The following is a 16,540-nucleotide window of genomic DNA, read 5'->3' as shown; positions in this document are numbered from 1 at the left end:
CGTCAGTTGGTGTTGGTCGCCTGCTGGCCGTCTTTGGAGGCCAGCTTCTGCCAGGAATTCTGCTGCGACAGCATCGAGCGCAGGTAGGCGACATTGGCGTCTGCCTGCTGCTGCGAAAGCTCGCGGCGGGCGATCTGCTCTGCCTCGGGGAAGCGTCCCTGCAGGCCGACGACCAGCGCCAGGTTCTGGCGGACGCGGCTGTCGGCGGTTGGCTGGCCAGCCGCCTGGCGCAGATAGGTCTCCGCGGTGCGAAGATCGCCGGTCAGCACATAGGACATGCCGAGATTGGAGAGGACGGACGGTTCGTTCGGCATGATGTCGAGCGCGTCGCGGTAGCGGGCGCGGGCCTCGCTCGGCTTGCCCATCTGGTCGAGAATGGCGCCCTGGGCGGAAACCAGCTTCCAGTCCGGACGATCAGGCGTCTGGGCGCGGCCGATCGTGTCGAGCGCCTGCTGCAGCTGTCCGGCAGCGGCCTGCGCCTTGCCGTAGGCAGCAAGAACATTGCGGTCATTCGGATTGGAGATCGCCACCTGCTGCATGACGGCGAGCGCCTGTGCGTCCCGGCCGGCCGAGCGCAGCAGCGTCGCGTAATAGACGCCGTTGACGGGATCGCGCGGGTTCTTCTCGTAGATCTGGCCAGCACGCTCGGTGGCGCTGCGCACTTCGTTGGCGTCCATGCTCTCCACGGATCGGGTCGAGGCCGGAATCGACCCCGTCGTCATCTTGTCCTTGGTGGTCGAGCAGCCGGCAAGCGCCAGGCCGATCATTGCCAAAGCGGCCCCCTGGAGGATACGGTTCTTGAACGGAGTGGTAGCCGAACGAGGCATGGCGCTTTCCTGAATTCAGAAACAGGCGCCTGACCTCTAAGCGGAACAGGGAAAGGTGTGACGCAATCTTCGCTCCAGCAATAGTCTGTTAACCCTAACAGACCGTTAAAAAACGATTCCGATACCGCCGAAGGACATCATGGCCCCCTATCAATTTATTGAGAGACCGACCCCTTTCAACAACAAGGGCGGCTCGACGCTTCCGATTTTCGCCGTCACCCCCGCGCATATCGAGACCGGCACGATCGATCCGATCGCCCTCGACTGGGCGAAGAAGGCCGGCTATCGCGCCGAAAGCGGCTCGCTGCTCTTGATCCCGACCTCGGAAGGCCATCTCGGCGGCGCTCTCTTCGGTCTTGGCACCAATCCCTCGGAACAGCCCTACATCACCGGCAAGCTGGCGCGCGCGCTGCCGGCCGGCGACTGGCACATCGAAACCGCGCCGCTGACGGCAAACCGTCTGTCGCTCGGCTTTGGTCTCGGCAGCTATCGCTTCGACCGCTATCGCTCGGAAAAGCCGGCTGCCGCGACGCTGATGATCCCGCGCGATGCCGATGCTGCCGATATCAAGCGTCAGCTTGCTGGCGTCTTCCTCGCCCGCGACCTGATCAATACGCCGACCAACGACATGGGTCCCGAGCAGCTGGAAGCGGCCTTCCGCGGTCTCGCCGAACACTACAAGGCAGAGATGTCTGTCATCATCGGCGATGACCTGCTCAAGGAAAACTTCCCGCTTGTTCATACCGTCGGCCGCGCCAGCGCCGATGCGCCGCGCCTGCTCGAGCTCCGTTGGGGCAAGAAGGGTCACCGCAAGGTTACGCTTGTCGGCAAGGGCGTCTGCTTCGATACCGGCGGTCTCGACATCAAGCCGGCATCGTCCATGCTGCTGATGAAGAAGGACATGGGAGGCGCTGCCAACGTCATGGGCCTGGCGCTAATGATCATGGATGCCAAGCTGAAGGTGGACCTGCGCGTCATCATCCCTGTTGTCGAGAACTCGATCTCGGCCAATGCCTTCCGCCCGGGCGACATCTACAGGAGCCGCAAGGGCCTCACCGTCCAGATCGACAATACCGATGCCGAAGGCCGTCTCATCCTGGCGGATGCGCTCACCTATGCCGACGAAGAATCCCCGGATCTTCTGATCGACATGGCGACGCTGACGGGTGCCGCCCGCGTTGCGCTGGGTCCCGATCTGCCGCCCTTCTTCACCGATGACGAGGGCCTTGCGCACGATCTGACGGAAGCGAGCCTCGAGACCGACGATCCGCTGTGGCGCCTGCCGCTCTACATGGGCTACGACAAGGACATCCGCGCCAAGATCGCCGATATCACGAATGCACCGGCAGGCGGCATGGCTGGCGCCATCACGGCTGCCCTGTTCCTGAAACGCTTCGTCAGCAAGGCGAAGAGCTGGGCGCATTTTGATATCTACGGCTGGGCGCCGTCGGAGCGCGCCCATTCGCCTGGTGGCGGCGAGGCGCAGGCGATCCGCGCTCTCTATCACCATATTCGCCAGGGCGCCTGAGCCGATCGTTAGAATTTTATTCACCTTGAGAGGCGGCAGATTCTGCCGCCTCTTGCATGAAGAGGGCAGGCTGTCAAAATAGGAACGTTAGCGTAACGATTTTCCGGAGAGACCGTGCCGATCGAATTGACTGCGTCGCAGGCACTCGGGCTCTGGCATAGCGTGGCGCTCGATCAGGTTCGCCACGACGACCGCGATCTGACGCTGCGCCAGATGGCGATCCTGCTGCACATCTATCTGGTCCCGCCGCCGCATACGGTGCGCGGGCTCGCCGCGACGCTCGGCGTCACCAAGCCGGTCATCACCCGAGCTCTCGACACCATGGGTGAAATGGGTTTGGTAGACAGGGTGCGCGATGACGCGGATCGGCGTAATGTGATCATCAAGCGCACCGTCGGCGGCGCGCTCTATCTGGAGAAGCTGGGTGACCTCGTGCGCGAGCAGGGCCGCAAGCTTCCGGTCTAAGCTGATTTGGGGATTGTCATGACCATGTTCGACCGGCGCCTGAATGCTTACAGATCGGATCTCGCAGAAGCCGCCCTGGAAGGCAAGGTCGAGGCCGAACGGTTCGTTGCCGGCATTCCGGCGCGTGTTGCCGTTCCCGTCGCGCCGCTTCGGCCGGTGCCGGATCTTGCCCGCGGCATCGACACCGAACTGTTGCTGGGCGAGGACATCACTGTTTTCGATCGGGCGAATGGCTGGTGCTGGGTCAAGGCTGCGTCTGATGGTTATGTTGGCTATTTGCCTGAGGCCATGCTGATCACCGATGACGCCGAGCCCACGCATGTCGTGAACGTCCAGCGCACCTTCATCTATCCCGAGCCGGAATTGCGAAAGCCCTATCAGACGATCCTGTCGATGGGCAGTCGTGTCAGAGTGACCGGCCAGGCCGAGGCGCGGGGCAATCACTATCATGTCCTCGCCGATGGAACGGCTATCTTCGAGAAACACCTGCAGCCGATCGGCGCGGGAGAGGGCGCTGATTATGTCGAGGTCGCGCTACAGTTCCTGAACGTCCCCTATCTCTGGGGCGGACGTTCGGGGCTGGGGATCGATTGCTCCGGTCTCGTCCAGCTCGCAGCCTTGGTGACCGGGCGCCTCGCGCCGCGCGACACGGATATGCAGGCATCAGGCCTGGGGACGCCGATCGGCCGCTCGGAGCTTCGACGCGGCGATCTGGTGTTCTGGAAGGGCCACGTGGCGATCATGGAAGACCCGGATACCATCATCCATGCCAACGGCCACACGATGACCGTCGCCCGCGAGAATTTCGAGGAAGCGGTCAAGCGTATCGGCTGGCTCTACGAGATGCCGACCGGCTACCGTCGCCCGTTCTAATCTCTAGCGTTGCCTCGGATCCAGCCAGTCGCGCAGTCCGTCGCCCAGCATGTTGAACCCGAGAACGGCAAGCGCGATCGCCAGGCCGGGCAGTATCGCCAGCCATGGCGCGATGCCCATGAAGGTCTGCGAGTCGGCCAGCATCTTCCCCCAGGTCGGCGCAGGCGGCGCCATGCCGAGACCGAGAAAGCTCAGGCCTGCCTCAGTCAGGATCGCCAGCCCCAGCTGGATCGTGGCGTGAACGATGATCTGGCCCATGATATTCGGCGCCACATGCCGGATCGAGATCGTCAGGCGGCTGTTGCCGATTGCCTGTGCCGCAAGCACATAGTCGCGGCTCCACGCCTGTAATGAGGTCGCCAGCGTCACGCGTGCGAAGACCGGGATCATGAAGACGGCGATCGCTGTGATGGCCGTGAACCGGCCGGGGCCGAGAAAGGCACCGAGGATCATCGCCGAGAGGATCGGCGGCAGTGCGAAGATCACGTCGCAGACGCGCATCAGCACCGCTTCGAACGGTCCGCGGATCGCCGCAGCCGAAATGCCGATGATCGAGCCGATCGTTCCGCCAATGACAACTGCGGTGACCGCGATCGACAGTGAATTCCAGCACCCGACCATCAGCATCGACAGGACGTCGCGGCCGAATTGATCGGTGCCGAGCAACCCGTAGCTAAGCGGCGGCTGCAGCTTGTGAATGATCTGCATCTTCGCCGGCGGCAATGGCGTCCAGAACAGCGAGAGCAGTGCAATAGCTGCTAGGATGCCGACGATCACGACTCCTGCGATCAGACTAATTCGCCGGCTAATTCTGTTGGCTGCGGACTGCGCTCCCGTCGCGACAAAGAATGCCATCACGCCCCCTCCCGCCGCAGCCGCGGATCGATGGCGAGATAGGACATGTCGGCGATGAAATTCATGATGATGACCAGCGCTGCGAAGAACAGCACGACGTCCTGCATGACGATGATATCCCGCTGCGCAAGCGCCTGCAGCGCAAGGCGCCCCAGCCCCGGGAGGCTGAAGACGTTCTCGACCAGCACCGCACCGGCAACGAGAAAGGTGAACTGCAGACCAAGCACCGTGAGGATCGGGACCAGCGCATTCGGCACCGCATGGCGCCAAAGCACGCCCTTGTCGGACAGCCCCTTGGCCCGCGCGGTCCGCGTAAAATCCTCGTGCAGCACGTCGAGCACCGCCGAGCGCGTCACCCGCGTCAGCACCGCTGCCTGCGGCAGGGCGAGCGCGAAGGCGGGCATGACGAGCGCCTGCAGGGCGGCGGCGATGCCATTTTCCCAACCGGGAAAGCCGCCGGCCGGCATCAGCCCGAGCGTCGTCGAAAACAGGATGATCATCAGCAGCGCCACCCAGAACGCCGGAACCGCAATGCCCATCTGCGAGAACAGCGTGGCGGCGATATCAGCGATGCCACCACGGCGGGCGGCGGCGAAAGTGCCGAGCGGCAGGGCAATGGCAATCGAGATCAGGATGGCGAAGATGGCAAGCGGCAGGGTGACGGCAAGCCGCTCAGCAATCAGGCCGGCGACCGGCACGCTGTATGTATAAGACTGGCCGAGGTCGCCGCGGAGAACGCCGGCGACCCAATGGCCGTAGCGGACGATCAGCGGCTGGTCGAGACCCAGATCATGGCGCAGTGCCGCAAGCGTATCGGGCGCCGCCGAGGTGCCGAGCATGATCGACGCCGGATCGCCGGGCAGCAGGTCCATGACTGCAAAGATCAGGAAGGAGACGATGAGGAGGGTGACGACCAGACCGGCAATGCGGCGGGAGAGCAGGGCGATCATGTAGCTCGCGCCTTGTGCGACAGCGCTTGAGTTCGCACGCGGCGGCCCGACCCAGGAGAGGAGTCTTCTGCGCCCCAGGGCGCGCTGGGCTCCTGTGGCAAGCACAGGAATGAAGAAGGGTGAAGGGCGTGCGCAGACAATACGCTATGGCAATCCCGGTTGATGACCCTACCTCCAGCCGAGCATCCGATCATTCCTCCCACGAAACATTCGTCAAAACGTTCGAAGGAATAGGCTCGTTCTTCCATAGCCCCTTCAGCTTCTTGTCCCAGACGCCGAGCTTGGGCATGACGAAGAGATAGAGGGCGGGTACGTCTTCCGCCAGGATTTTCTGAGCCTCGCCGTAGAGCTTGTTCTGCTCGGCCGGATCGGCCGTCTCCTGCACCTTCTTCAGCAGCGCGTTGAAATCGGCATTGTTGTAGTTGAAGTAATAGGGATCGCGCGAATAGATATCGATGTCCATCGGCTCGGCATGGGCGACGATCGTCATCTCGTAGGCGCGGTCCTTCATCACATCCTGCACCCATTTCGCCGGAAACTCGGTCGGCTCGATATTCATCGTCACGCCGATCTCGGCAAACATCGCCTGCATCACCTGAGCGCTGCGCGGCGCATAGGCCATCTGCGGCACCTTGATGGTGAAGGAGAAGCCGTTCGGATAGCCGGCTTCGGCAAGCAGCCCCTTGGCCTTTTCAGGATTGTAGGCGAGCACGCCGGTCATGTCCTGATAGCCCGGATCGTTCGGTGTGTAGTGGCTGCCGATCGCCGTGCCGAGACCCGACCATGCGCCTTCGATCACCGTCGGCCGGTCGATCGCCATCATCAGCGCCTGACGCACCCGTTTGTCGTCGAACGGCTTCTTGGCATTGTTCATGCCGGCGACGACCTTCAGTTCGGTATTGCCGATCTCCGTCGTCAAACGAGTATCGCCGTCGAAGGAGCTCATCAATTCAGGAGCGCCGAATTCCGGAATGGCGTCGATATCGCCTGATTTCAGCGCTGCCGCCTGGGCCTGCGGGTCGGCGATGAAGCGGAAGGTTACCTTGTCGAGCTGCACCGAAACCTGCTTGTTCCAGTAGGCATCGTTTTTCGCCAACTCGACCTTGTCGCCCTTCGCCCAGTTGACGAATTTGAACGGTCCGGTGCCGACGGGTACGGTCTTGTCATTGTCGGCGGATTTCGGGCCGACCATGACCGAAGCGGGCCAGCCGAGCCAGTAGAGCAGACTGCCGGTCGGCTCCGCGAGATGCAGCACGAGCGTGCGGGCATCCGGCGTATCGATCGAGGCGATCGACGCGAAGAAGCGCTTTTGCGGATTGACCGAGTCCTTGCCGCGCGCCCGCTCCAGTGAGAATTTCGCCGCTGCCGCATCGAAGGCCTCGCCGTCGTGGAACGTCACGCCATCCTGCAGCTTGAACGTATAGGTCAGCCCGTCAGCAGAGACCTCCCAGCTCTTTGCCAGCTGCGGCTGCACCTTGCCGTCCTCGCCGATCGAGACCAGGCCCTCGAAAACGTTCTGCCAGGTCACCTGGCCGATCGCCACAGGCGCGGCGATTGTCGGGTCGAGACCGGTGGGTTCGACCGCCATGCCGAGATTGAGCGTCGTCTTGGAGGTAGCATGAGCGGGAAGAGTGATTGCGGCGGCAATGGCGCAGGCCGCAGCAAAGGCCTGCATGCGGCGGGCGGAACGGATGAGGCGGAGCATGTATATCCCGTCTTATATGGTGAACACGTTTTGTGTACTCTGTGTACTGAAAAGCGATACACACCAAAAATACGGGAAACGCAAGGTCTGGAAAGGCGGAACGCTAGCGGCTGGCGTTCGAGCGCATGAACTCTTCGATGAAGCCGCTGAGCTTGGCGGCAGCGAAGGACAATTGCCGGTCGGGCGCGATCGACAGCTCCGCATGCGTGCGAATCGTGCTTTCGCTGGCAAGCGGAATGGCGGTCAGCGTGCCAGCCTCGAGCTCGCGGCGCACCGAAAGCCGCGGCAGCAGCGTCGCGGCCATGTCGCTGAGCACGAGTTCCTTCAGCATCTCCAGCGCGCTGACGGTAAAGGCCGGTTCGAAGGTCAGGCCCTGGCGCTCCGCTGCGGCGTCAAAGGCCTGGCGAAAGCCGAATGATGTTTCCGGCAGCGCCAGCGCGTGCCGCGCCAATTCGCGAAGCGTCACTTCCTTGCGTCCGGCGAGCGCGTGGCGGCTGGAGGCGATCACCTCGTAGGCGATCTCGGAGCGAGCGATCACCTTGGCCTCGGTCATCTGCGGTGCGAACAGGGTCAGCGCCATATCGGCGCGCGCCGAATTGACGGCTTCCACCGCCTGCCGCGCGCTGGTGATCATCACCTCGAAGCGGATGCTGGGATAGGTCTTGCTGAACTCGGCAAGCGCCGGGGTGAGCAGGCTGGCAACGATCGCGCCATTGGCAAAGATCGTCACCCTTCCGCGCTCCAGCCCCTTCAGATCCTCGATCAGCTGCTGCACATGTTCGAGCTCGCGCAGCGTTCGCCCGGCGCGCGCCGCAAGCAGCTCTCCGGCAGCCGTCAGCGTCACACCGCGGGCACTGCGCTCGACGAGCGGCGTGCCGAAATAGTCTTCGAGATTTTCGATCTGGCGGCTGACGGCTGTCGGCGCAACGTTGAGGTTCTCGGCCGCCTGCCGCATCGAACTGGTTCTCACCAGCTCGTCGAAATACATCAGCGCCCGGATCTGCATGCGGTTCTCCTGCCTCTCGTCTGCCGCTTCTCTTTAGGCAATCGCCGAAGGTCCGGCTAGCCGTCCCGCCACGCGCGCTGTGCGCCTACATGCGGCAGGGCAGTCGCCTCGTAGACGCCGCGCGCGATCGCCCGGGCCATGACGATACCGGCGAGATGGCAGAGTTCCATGAAACCGGGCGCCTCGATCGGCTTCACGCCCGTTGCGGCTGAAAGAACGGTGTCGCCGTCAAGCGGCAGATGCGCGGGGAGCAGTGCACGTGCCAGGCCATCATGGGCAGCGATCGAAAGCCGGTGGGCCTGCGCCTTGGTCAGTATCGCGTCGGTCACCACAGCGCCGATCGTCGTCGCCGGGGCGCTCATGCCCTTCAGGCGCATGCGATGATCGATTGTCGCGGGCATGCCGAGCCCGCCGAACTCATCATCCTGCTCGAAGGGTGCCGCCCAGAAATGCCGGCCGGCGCCGATCGTCGCCGAACCCAGCGCATTAACCGCGACGATCACCCCGATCCTGTGGCCGCCGCTGCCGACTGTGCTCGCCGAGCCGAGGCCACCCTTGAAGGTCGCCGTGGTCGCACCGGTGCCGGCGCCGACCGTTCCCAGTTCAAAGTGTCCAATCGAGGCATCGGTACAGGCGGCGTATCCCATGTCGCGATAGGGGGCATGCAGCCCCCAGTCCTTGTCGCCGCCATTCAGCAAATCGAAGAGGATCGCCTGTGGCACGATCGGGACGCGCACATCGCCGACCGCAAAGCCACGTCCGGCTTCGCGCAGCCAGGACTGGACGCCGCCTGCGGCATCGAGACCGAAAGCCGAACCGCCGGAGAGAACGAAGGCATCGACCTTTTCGACCGTCATCGATGGGTCGAGCAAGGCGGTATCGCGCCCGCCCGGCGCACCGCCGAGAACAGTGCCCGAGGCAATCGCCGGCTGGTCGAAAATGATGGCGGTAACGCCCGATCCGAGCGTCAGGTCGGTGGCGTGGCCAACGGAGAGGCCTTCGATATCGGTGATGAGATTGAGCAAGTCGGTCCCCTTTGGCGGCGATTAGGAGCGCAACGACAGGCAAAAAACAAGACCGGCCCCGATGATGATGGGGGCCGGTCAGAAAACTTCGGTTGAAATGAAGCGGGAAAGCCTGTGCCTGCAATCAGGCATGAAGCGGCTTCGGATGGCGGCGGGTCATCAGGTCGTGGATAGCGACCCTCACCTCGTCGGGAGAACGGAAACGCTGCTCATCAAGGTCGTGAACGTGAAACTTCACGGCGATGAACTTCAGCCGGTCTTCATCCGGAATGACGATCCCGACGGGAACGCCTGCATATTCGATAACTTGCTTTTTCATGCGTAGAACTCCTGCCGCGCTGACTGCGCGAGCGATGGCGAATTGACTTGTCTTGTACCGTTGAGAGGGGGACGAACGTCACATTCGACAGTTCGGGCGGGAGAGGGCGCCCGGACGGTCATTGCCGAGCACAGAGCGCCCAAGGAGATAGGCGAGAATATCGATTTCAATCATGTCTCGTTCCTTGCGTTGGCGTTGCACTCGTGGTGGTCCCGTAGAGCCGGGACCGGCGATAACTATCTCTATTAATCTACTAATGCAGTAGAGAATAGGCGATAGTCAGTCAGAAACATATTCCGAAACGTGTCAAAATATCGGCGATCGGAAAAAATTCATTCCATCTTACCCAAACTTGCAGAAAGAACATATCAAGACTTTGTGCAATTCGCGTGACGGTCGAGAACTCGTTTCGATCACCGCAGCAGACATAGGAAGCGTGCCTGATTCCGGCAATGGGGCAATTCATTAAAAAGCGGTAGGCCGCGAAATCACCCAATTCGTTAATGGCACGAGGGATGCCTCACCAGCCCTCGGAAAGCACCTTTTCCAGCATGTCTGCGAAGAAGTCGGCACTCTCGATCGTCAGGCAGAGCGGCGGTTTGATCTTCAACACGTTGAGGTGATCGCCTGTCGGCTGCATGAGCACACCGAGATCTAGCAGACGCTCGCAGATCGCCGCCGTCTCGCCGGTGGCCGGCTCCAGCGTCGTTCTGTCGCGCACGAATTCGAGGCCGAGATAGAGGCCCATGCCGTGAACCGCCCCGGCAATCGGGAATTTTTCGATCAGCGCTGCCAGCCGTCCCTTCAGGTGGTCGCCGACCTGGCGAGCGTTCTCCTGCAGGTTCTCCTCCCGCAGGATGTCGAGCACCGTCATGCCGGCAACGCAACTGACCGGGCTGCCGCCGGATGACGAGAAGAAATAGCCCTCGCGCTCCAGCGAATCGGCAATCGCCTGGCTGGTGATGACGGCACCCAGCGGGTGGCCGTTGCCCATGCTCTTGGCGATGGTGATGATATCCGGCACGACGCCCTGCTGCTCGAAGCCCCAGAAATGATGGCCGAGCCGGCCGTAGCCGACCTGCACTTCGTCGGCGATGCAGACGCCGCCGCGGGCGCGCACTTCGGCATAGAGACCGGCCAGATAGCCGTCCGGCAGCGGAATGCCGCCGGCATTGCCGTAGACCGGCTCGGCGATCACGCCGGCTAGCCCCTGGCCGCTATTGTCGATCGCCTGCAGTACGGGAATGGCACCGGCCAGATAGTCGCTGGCGCTTTCGGAGCCGCGGAATTCGCCGCGATAGGTGTTCGGCGCCGAAAGCGGGTGCACCCAGGCCGGGCGGGTCGAGAGCGCCTGCGGATTGTCGGCGATCGAGGTGGAGACAGCGTCGCTTGCCACCGACCAGCCGTGATAGCCTTCAAGCAGGCAAAGCATGTTGTGAGCGCCGCTATGCGCCCAGGCCAGCCGCAGTGCGAGGTCATTGGCCTCGGAACCGCTATTGACCAGAAACACCCGGTCGAGGCCCTCAGGGGCGAGTGCCGCCAGCCGTTCGGAAAACTCGGCCAGCGCCTCATAATGGAAACGCGAATTGGTGTTGAGCTTCAGCCACTGGTCGGCGATCGCATCGGCAAGTTGGGTATGGCCATGGCCGAGGATGCTGACATTGTTGACCATGTCGAGATAGGCGCGGCCCTCGACATCGTACATATGCTCCTTCCAGCCGCGTTCCATCTGCGGCGGAGCGTCATAGTAGTTCTTCTGCGGCTTGGCGAAATGTGCCTTGCGCCGCGTCAGCAGCGCTGCCGTATCGGGCCTTGGGGCATTGCAGTTGTTGCCAAGCAGCAGCGAGGGGGAGGGGCAGATTGCCGACCATGCGTCGGCATCGTGTGCCGTCGCAAAGAGCGGCGGCTCCAAGCCGCTGATGGTGCAAAGCTGGATGCGCAGCCCGCCGAGCGAATTGCTGTCGCCGGAAACCGTGCCGATCGTCTGTCCCGCCTCGACCTCGGCGCCGTCCTCGGCGGATGGCTCGATGCCGTCGAGATGCAGGCTGATGCCGTCGCCGATCAGCACCAGATGATGGTTCCGGAAATCGATCCGGCCGGCAAAAGGCGCGGCGACTGGATTGCCGCCGGAAAGGCAGATGTCGCTATGCAGAGCGAAGGTCGAATGCGGCTTGGCGCTCAGCGTGCTGGCGCGCGACAGCCGGTATTCGCCGTAGCGCGTTGCGGCAACGCCGCTGTCATTGGCGACGCGGGCAAGCAGGCGCCAGTCCATCTCGGAATTCAGCCAGTTGCCGCCGGCGAAGTGGCGGCTCTGAACGCCGAGATCGAGATAGGCGATGTCGGCTGTATTGATCTCGGGCAATAGCGCCTGCCAGCCCGAATTCTGCGGTAGCGGTTGCTCGATGCCGCCGATCTTCTGGATCGCCGCTTCCATGAGCTCGAAGGGCACGGACATCGCGGTGTCGAAGATGATGCGCTCATGCTCCAGATTGTTGCGCGCGTAATCGTTCTCAGGATCGATCGAAATCTGCTGCTCGCCGCTAGCAACCAGGATCACGGCGCGGGCGACGATCAGCGGCCACAGCGCCTTCAGCTCTTCCGGCGTCAGCGGATAGGTCGCGTGATAAGCCTTGATCGCCGGCAGGATATAGAGCGGATCGCCATCGGCATGATGCAGCAGCGAGGCGCAGGTGACCGCGAGGTCGCCGACCAGCCAGCCGCGGATGATGTCGCCGAAATCGATGACGCCATCAGGGATCAGCCGCCCATGCGCGTCCGGCAGGCTGACGACATTGTCGTCGGTGACGTCGTGATGCACGGCCTGAACGCGAAGCGACGAGGCAAGTGGCTGGATGCGGCGCACGGCCAGCACCATCGTCTTGGCTATACGGTCGCGGGCCGCACTATCGGTAATCGCCGACAGCAGTTGAACGGCGACGGGACCGGCGCGGCGCAGGTCCCATTGCAGACTGCGCTCCAGGCCCGGATGCTCGAAATCGGCAAGCGCCTTCGCCAGCCGGGCGCAGAGTGCGCCAAGTGCTGCCACCGTGCTTTTCGGCAGATGCTTGCGATGCGTCAGGCTCTCGCCTTCGAGATATTCGAGAACACGCACCTGATAGGTCTGGTCGCGCACGGTGACGGCGACGATCGCCTGCCCATCGGTTGACGTCAGCAGATGCGGAACGCGTGGCGCGCCTTCGATCGTATTGAGATGGTGGATCGCCGCGTTCTGCGCCTCGAGCTCGAGCGTCTCGTAGGCCATGTGGCAGATCTTCAGGACGAAGCGGCCATTGCCGGTATCGAGCCGGTAATTGCGATCCTGCTGACTGCCGAGCTCGCTGATCGTGCCCGACAATCCATAGTGGGTTTCGAGGATGCTTAAGGCTTCTTCCGGTGTCACGTCCGGTCGCGGCAGTTCCATACGATCGGTGAGCGCTTCATCGGTCATCGCATCCCCCAGGGCATGATTCGATTATTCACACTAAGCAGATAATCGAATGCATGCTATGGGCAAGCGTATGGCAACACGCCTTTCGGGCGCAATCAGCCCATACGTTCGGATGCATAGGAGCCCGGGCTCGCCGGGAACACCACCGTACGGTTGCCGTTCAGGAAGACGCGGTGGTGAATATGGGCGTGGATCGCCCGTGCCAGAACCTGGCTTTCGACATCGCGGCCGATCGAGACATAGTCGTCTGCCGACTGCGCGTGGGTGATGCGCGCCGTGTCCTGCTCGATGATCGGTCCTTCGTCGAGATCGGCAGTGACGTAATGCGCCGTCGCGCCGATCAGCTTCACGCCGCGCTCGTAGGCCTGCTTGTAGGGGTTGGCGCCCTTGAAGCTCGGCAGGAACGAGTGGTGAATGTTGATGATCTTGCCAGACATCTTCCGGCACATCGCATCCGAGAGAACCTGCATGTAGCGGGCGAGCACGATGAGCTCGGTGCCGGTCTGCTCGACGAGATCGAGCAACTGGCCTTCCGCCTGCGGCTTGTTTTCCTTCGTCACCTTGATGTGGTGGAAGGGGATGTCGTGGTTCACCACGACCTTCTGGTAGTCGAAATGGTTGGAGACGACGCCGACGATGTCGATCGGCAGCGCGCCGATCTTCCAGCGGTAGAGCAGGTCGTTCAGACAATGGCCGAAGCGCGAGACCATCAGCAGAATCTTCATGCGGCTCTGGCCGTCATGGATCTCGGCGTCCATCTCGAATTTTTCGGCGATCGGCTTGAAGCCTTCGACGAGCGCCGGCAGCTTCACGCCCTCTTCGGAGATGAAGCTGACGCGGGTGAAGAACTTGCCCGTGTCGAGGTCGTCGAACTGGCTGGAGTCGACGATGTTGCAGCCCTGCTCGGCAAGATAATTGGAAATTGCCGCCACGATCCCGCGCGTTGATTTGCACGTCACCGTCAAAACATAATTGGTCATGTCCGTCTTCCCTCTCACGGCTTCGCCGGCAGGCTGCTTAGATCAAACGCCGCCCGCCGAACAGGCCGCGGCTCTTTCATTCGTGCAACATTTTGCAAGGGAAGCCATCAAGCGCTTGCAAGACCCCGCATCCTGTCGATGCTCATATAAATGACGCTAGCCTTAGGGAAAGTCCGTTCCGCCTGCGCCGTCGCATATCCCCGCCGCGCAGCTACCGGGCTGCGGCAGCCACCGGAACGGAAATAGGAGATGCAGCGCGCTGCTTTCCCTCATTGACCTTCAGGAAGCCGACGAGCAGCCAGGCAAGCCCGGCCGTCTTCATCGAGAAGATCGCGGTCGAGCCGATCATCAGGTTCAGGAACATGAAGAGCGACAGCGAGTGGCAGAGCCGCTTCTGGTTCGGTGTCTGCCCGGCCGGGAAGAAGGAGACGAAGAGCCAGAACAGGATCAGTCCGAAGATCGTTGCGCTGTATGTGATGAAGACATAGCCGCTATCGACGTAGCCCAGCCCCTTTTCGAGCTCGAGACCGAGTGTCGCCGGGATGTCCATCGCGTTGATACTGCGGATCGTGCCACTGATGCGGCCGACGAAATCGTCGTCGTGGGCATTCGGCTTGAAGGCGTGGATGATGAAGCCGATGGCGATGATCCCCGGCATCATCAGGAAATCGAGGATCTTCGGCAGCCAGGGATAGATGACATAGCCGCTGAGGCAGACGATGCTGAAGATCAGCATCGTGCGCGTGTCGTTGGTGAGCAGGATCAGCACAACCGTCGCGATGAAGATCAACCGGTCGCCAAGCCTCAAGCGGTTGGAGAAACTGACGAGATAGATCACCATCACGCCGCAGAAATTGGCGAGCGACACTTGTTCGAGGAAGATCGAGGAGGAACGGTGGTCGATGATCCCGAAGGAGAAGCGGTCAGGAAAGCCGAGCGCGCCGCGAAACAGGCCGAGGTCGCTATAGGTCGCCCGCGGCACGCCGCGCGTATTCTCGAAATATTCGGCCGGATGGAAAAGCGCCACATAGGCGGTGACCGAGACGATCTCGCAGATCAGCACCGAAAGCACGGCAATACAGCAGATCTTGAAGACAAGCTTCAGGGTCCGTTCGTTGGTCCAGCGCCCCATGACGACGAAGGCGAAGACGATCAGGATGTTGCGCAGATGGTCGATATAGCCGGACCGGTTGATCACCATGACGTAGACCGTCAGCAGGATCGTCGCCAGCAGATAGCCGAGCGGCGCAAGGTCCTCTTCGAATATGCCTTTGCGCAGGATGAAGGCGAAGCTGTAGGCGAGGATCAGCATTTCGCTCATCACCACATAGGCGGGCGAGAGCGGCATGATGTTGTGATTGATGAAGGCGAGAATGGCATTGTAGGTCACCGCAAGCACGCCAGCGGCAAGAACGCCCCACTGGATCGGCTCCTTCGGTGCAATGCCAGCCTCGGTCATAGCGGTCACTCCGCCATCAGCCGGCAGGCAGCTTTGTCGGGCGCCGGTGCCTTGGCGGCGGCCTGTAGCGCGGCCAGCTGCTTGCGGTCCTTGCCGTCATGCGGCTGGACGTTCAGTGGTTCGGTCTCGGGCCACCAGTCTCCGGCCACCCAATAGGTCCAGCCCAGCCAGACATCGCCATCGTCCTGCATCGCGCCGAGCACGTCTTTCAAGCCTGCCACGCATTCGGGTGCCTGCGACACGCCGAATTCGCCGAGCAGCAGCTTGGTATCGTTCTTCCGCGCCCAGTCCGACATATCGAGGATTGCCTGCTTGGCCTTGTCGTTGCCGGAGCATTCGTCCTTGGTGCCGGAGGAGTCGCTGTCGAAATATTGGTGAACCTCGTAGCCGAAATTCTTGCGGGCATCCTTGATGCCGAGCATGACGGTGCCGTTGGCGTCGTCATCGCCGCTCTGCCAGGAATGCGCGCCGGTCCAACGCGTGCCGGGTACGAGGATATAGTTGTTGGCGCCGACGGCACGGATGCCGCGGATCGCGGTATTGGCCGCCTCCAGCCATTTCTTGGCGGAGATATCGTGCGGTTCGTTCATCAGGCCAAAAACGACATCCGGCTGGTCCGAGAACTCGGCCGCAAGCCGCGTCCAGAAATCCGCAAAGGCAAGCGTCGTCACCGGCGCCGTGCCGATCTGCACCTTCTTGTAATAGGCGTAGTTATGCGGATCGAGGATGATCGTCATCTTGTGCTTGCGCAGCAGCGCGACCGTATCCTTCAGCCGCTGCAACTCGTCCTCGTTCAGCGATTGCCCGAGCTCCGGCTGCAGCCGTTCCCATTGGAAAGGCAGGCGAACGGTGTTCATGCCCTTCTTCTGGAAATAGGCAATCGTCTCCTCGGAAGGATAGGCGTAATCCTTGAAGACGGTGCCGCCCGGCTCGCCGAATTCGGCGCCGGAAAGGTTGATGCCGCGAAGGCAGGGCGCCACAGCTCCGGCCGTATGCGCCTGCAAGGGCAGCAGTGTCGCGGCGATCGTCAGCAGGCGGCGCCATTTGGAGGATGAGGCTCTCAATTGCTTTCCCGTGGTTTCAGCAGCGGCGGCTAATAT

14 protein-coding genes are annotated in these 16,540 nt (G+C 62.2%); 3 read left to right on the top strand and 11 right to left on the bottom strand.

All coding sequences use genetic code 11. From position 1 onward, the window contains the following. Positions 1–2: 2 nt before the first annotated feature. Positions 3–827, bottom strand: a complete 825-nt coding sequence (locus ACQZ5H_RS24875; RefSeq protein ID WP_449099241.1) for a tetratricopeptide repeat protein — start codon at positions 825–827, stop codon at positions 3–5. 139 nt (positions 828–966) lie between these two features. Here ACQZ5H_RS24875 and ACQZ5H_RS24870 point away from each other — a divergent pair, with 139 nt between their 5' ends. From ACQZ5H_RS24870 to ACQZ5H_RS24860, 3 genes are all read left to right on the top strand, one after another. Next, on the top strand, positions 967–2,355 hold the full coding sequence (locus tag ACQZ5H_RS24870) for a leucyl aminopeptidase family protein (RefSeq protein WP_449099240.1): 1,389 nt from the start codon (positions 967–969) through the stop codon (positions 2,353–2,355). Positions 2,356–2,469: 114 nt separating this feature from the next. Next, positions 2,470–2,820: a MarR family transcriptional regulator gene (locus ACQZ5H_RS24865; RefSeq protein WP_449099239.1), complete on the top strand. Its 351-nt coding sequence runs from the start codon at positions 2,470–2,472 to the stop codon at positions 2,818–2,820. Between the two features lie 18 nt (positions 2,821–2,838). After that, positions 2,839–3,693 (top strand): C40 family peptidase, encoded by an 855-nt coding sequence (locus ACQZ5H_RS24860; protein ID WP_449099238.1) that lies wholly within the window; start codon positions 2,839–2,841, stop codon positions 3,691–3,693. A 3-nt stretch (positions 3,694–3,696) separates the two neighbouring features. Here the strand turns inward: ACQZ5H_RS24860 and ACQZ5H_RS24855 are convergent, their stop codons facing one another. The 10 genes from ACQZ5H_RS24855 to ACQZ5H_RS24810 form a co-directional block, all read right to left on the bottom strand. Then, positions 3,697–4,548 carry an ABC transporter permease gene (locus ACQZ5H_RS24855; protein WP_449099237.1) on the bottom strand — a complete coding sequence of 284 codons (852 nt, stop codon included), beginning with the start codon at positions 4,546–4,548 and terminating at the stop codon, positions 3,697–3,699. Continuing rightward, the gene (locus ACQZ5H_RS24850) at positions 4,548–5,498 is read right to left on the bottom strand and encodes an ABC transporter permease (RefSeq protein ID WP_449099236.1); all 951 of its coding nucleotides are present in this window, start codon (positions 5,496–5,498) and stop codon (positions 4,548–4,550) included. Before ACQZ5H_RS24850 ends, ACQZ5H_RS24855 begins: the two co-directional genes overlap by 1 nt. Positions 5,499–5,688: 190 nt before the next feature. Continuing rightward, a complete protein-coding gene (locus tag ACQZ5H_RS24845; protein ID WP_449099235.1) occupies positions 5,689–7,203 on the bottom strand; it encodes an ABC transporter substrate-binding protein in 1,515 nt (504 codons plus the stop codon). A gap of 103 nt (positions 7,204–7,306) precedes the next feature. After that, on the bottom strand, positions 7,307–8,209 hold the full coding sequence (locus ACQZ5H_RS24840) for a LysR substrate-binding domain-containing protein (protein ID WP_449099234.1): 903 nt from the start codon (positions 8,207–8,209) through the stop codon (positions 7,307–7,309). Positions 8,210–8,265: 56 nt separating this feature from the next. Then, on the bottom strand, positions 8,266–9,234 hold the full coding sequence (locus ACQZ5H_RS24835; RefSeq protein WP_449099233.1) for a P1 family peptidase: 969 nt from the start codon (positions 9,232–9,234) through the stop codon (positions 8,266–8,268). A gap of 124 nt (positions 9,235–9,358) precedes the next feature. Further along, positions 9,359–9,553, bottom strand: coding sequence for a hypothetical protein (locus tag ACQZ5H_RS24830; protein WP_130279326.1), 195 nt, complete (start codon positions 9,551–9,553; stop codon positions 9,359–9,361). Between the two features lie 520 nt (positions 9,554–10,073). Then, positions 10,074–13,001: an aminotransferase gene (locus tag ACQZ5H_RS24825; protein WP_449099232.1), complete on the bottom strand. Its 2,928-nt coding sequence runs from the start codon at positions 12,999–13,001 to the stop codon at positions 10,074–10,076. 95 nt (positions 13,002–13,096) lie between these two features. After that, positions 13,097–13,981, bottom strand: coding sequence for a formyltetrahydrofolate deformylase (gene purU / locus ACQZ5H_RS24820; protein WP_112714017.1), 885 nt, complete (start codon positions 13,979–13,981; stop codon positions 13,097–13,099). A 211-nt stretch (positions 13,982–14,192) separates the two neighbouring features. Beyond that, entirely contained in the window at positions 14,193–15,440 is a 1,248-nt protein-coding gene (locus tag ACQZ5H_RS24815; RefSeq protein ID WP_449099231.1) for a hypothetical protein, read from the bottom strand. Positions 15,441–15,445: 5 nt separating this feature from the next. Further along, positions 15,446–16,504 carry a glycoside hydrolase family 5 protein gene (locus ACQZ5H_RS24810; protein WP_449099230.1) on the bottom strand — a complete coding sequence of 353 codons (1,059 nt, stop codon included), beginning with the start codon at positions 16,502–16,504 and terminating at the stop codon, positions 15,446–15,448. Between the last annotated feature and the right edge of the window lie 36 nt (positions 16,505–16,540).

It is taken from the genome of Rhizobium sp. 21-4511-3d, assembly GCF_053522545.1.
Note: the sequence above shows the minus strand (reverse complement) of the source record. Positions and strands in the feature narration are given on the sequence as shown.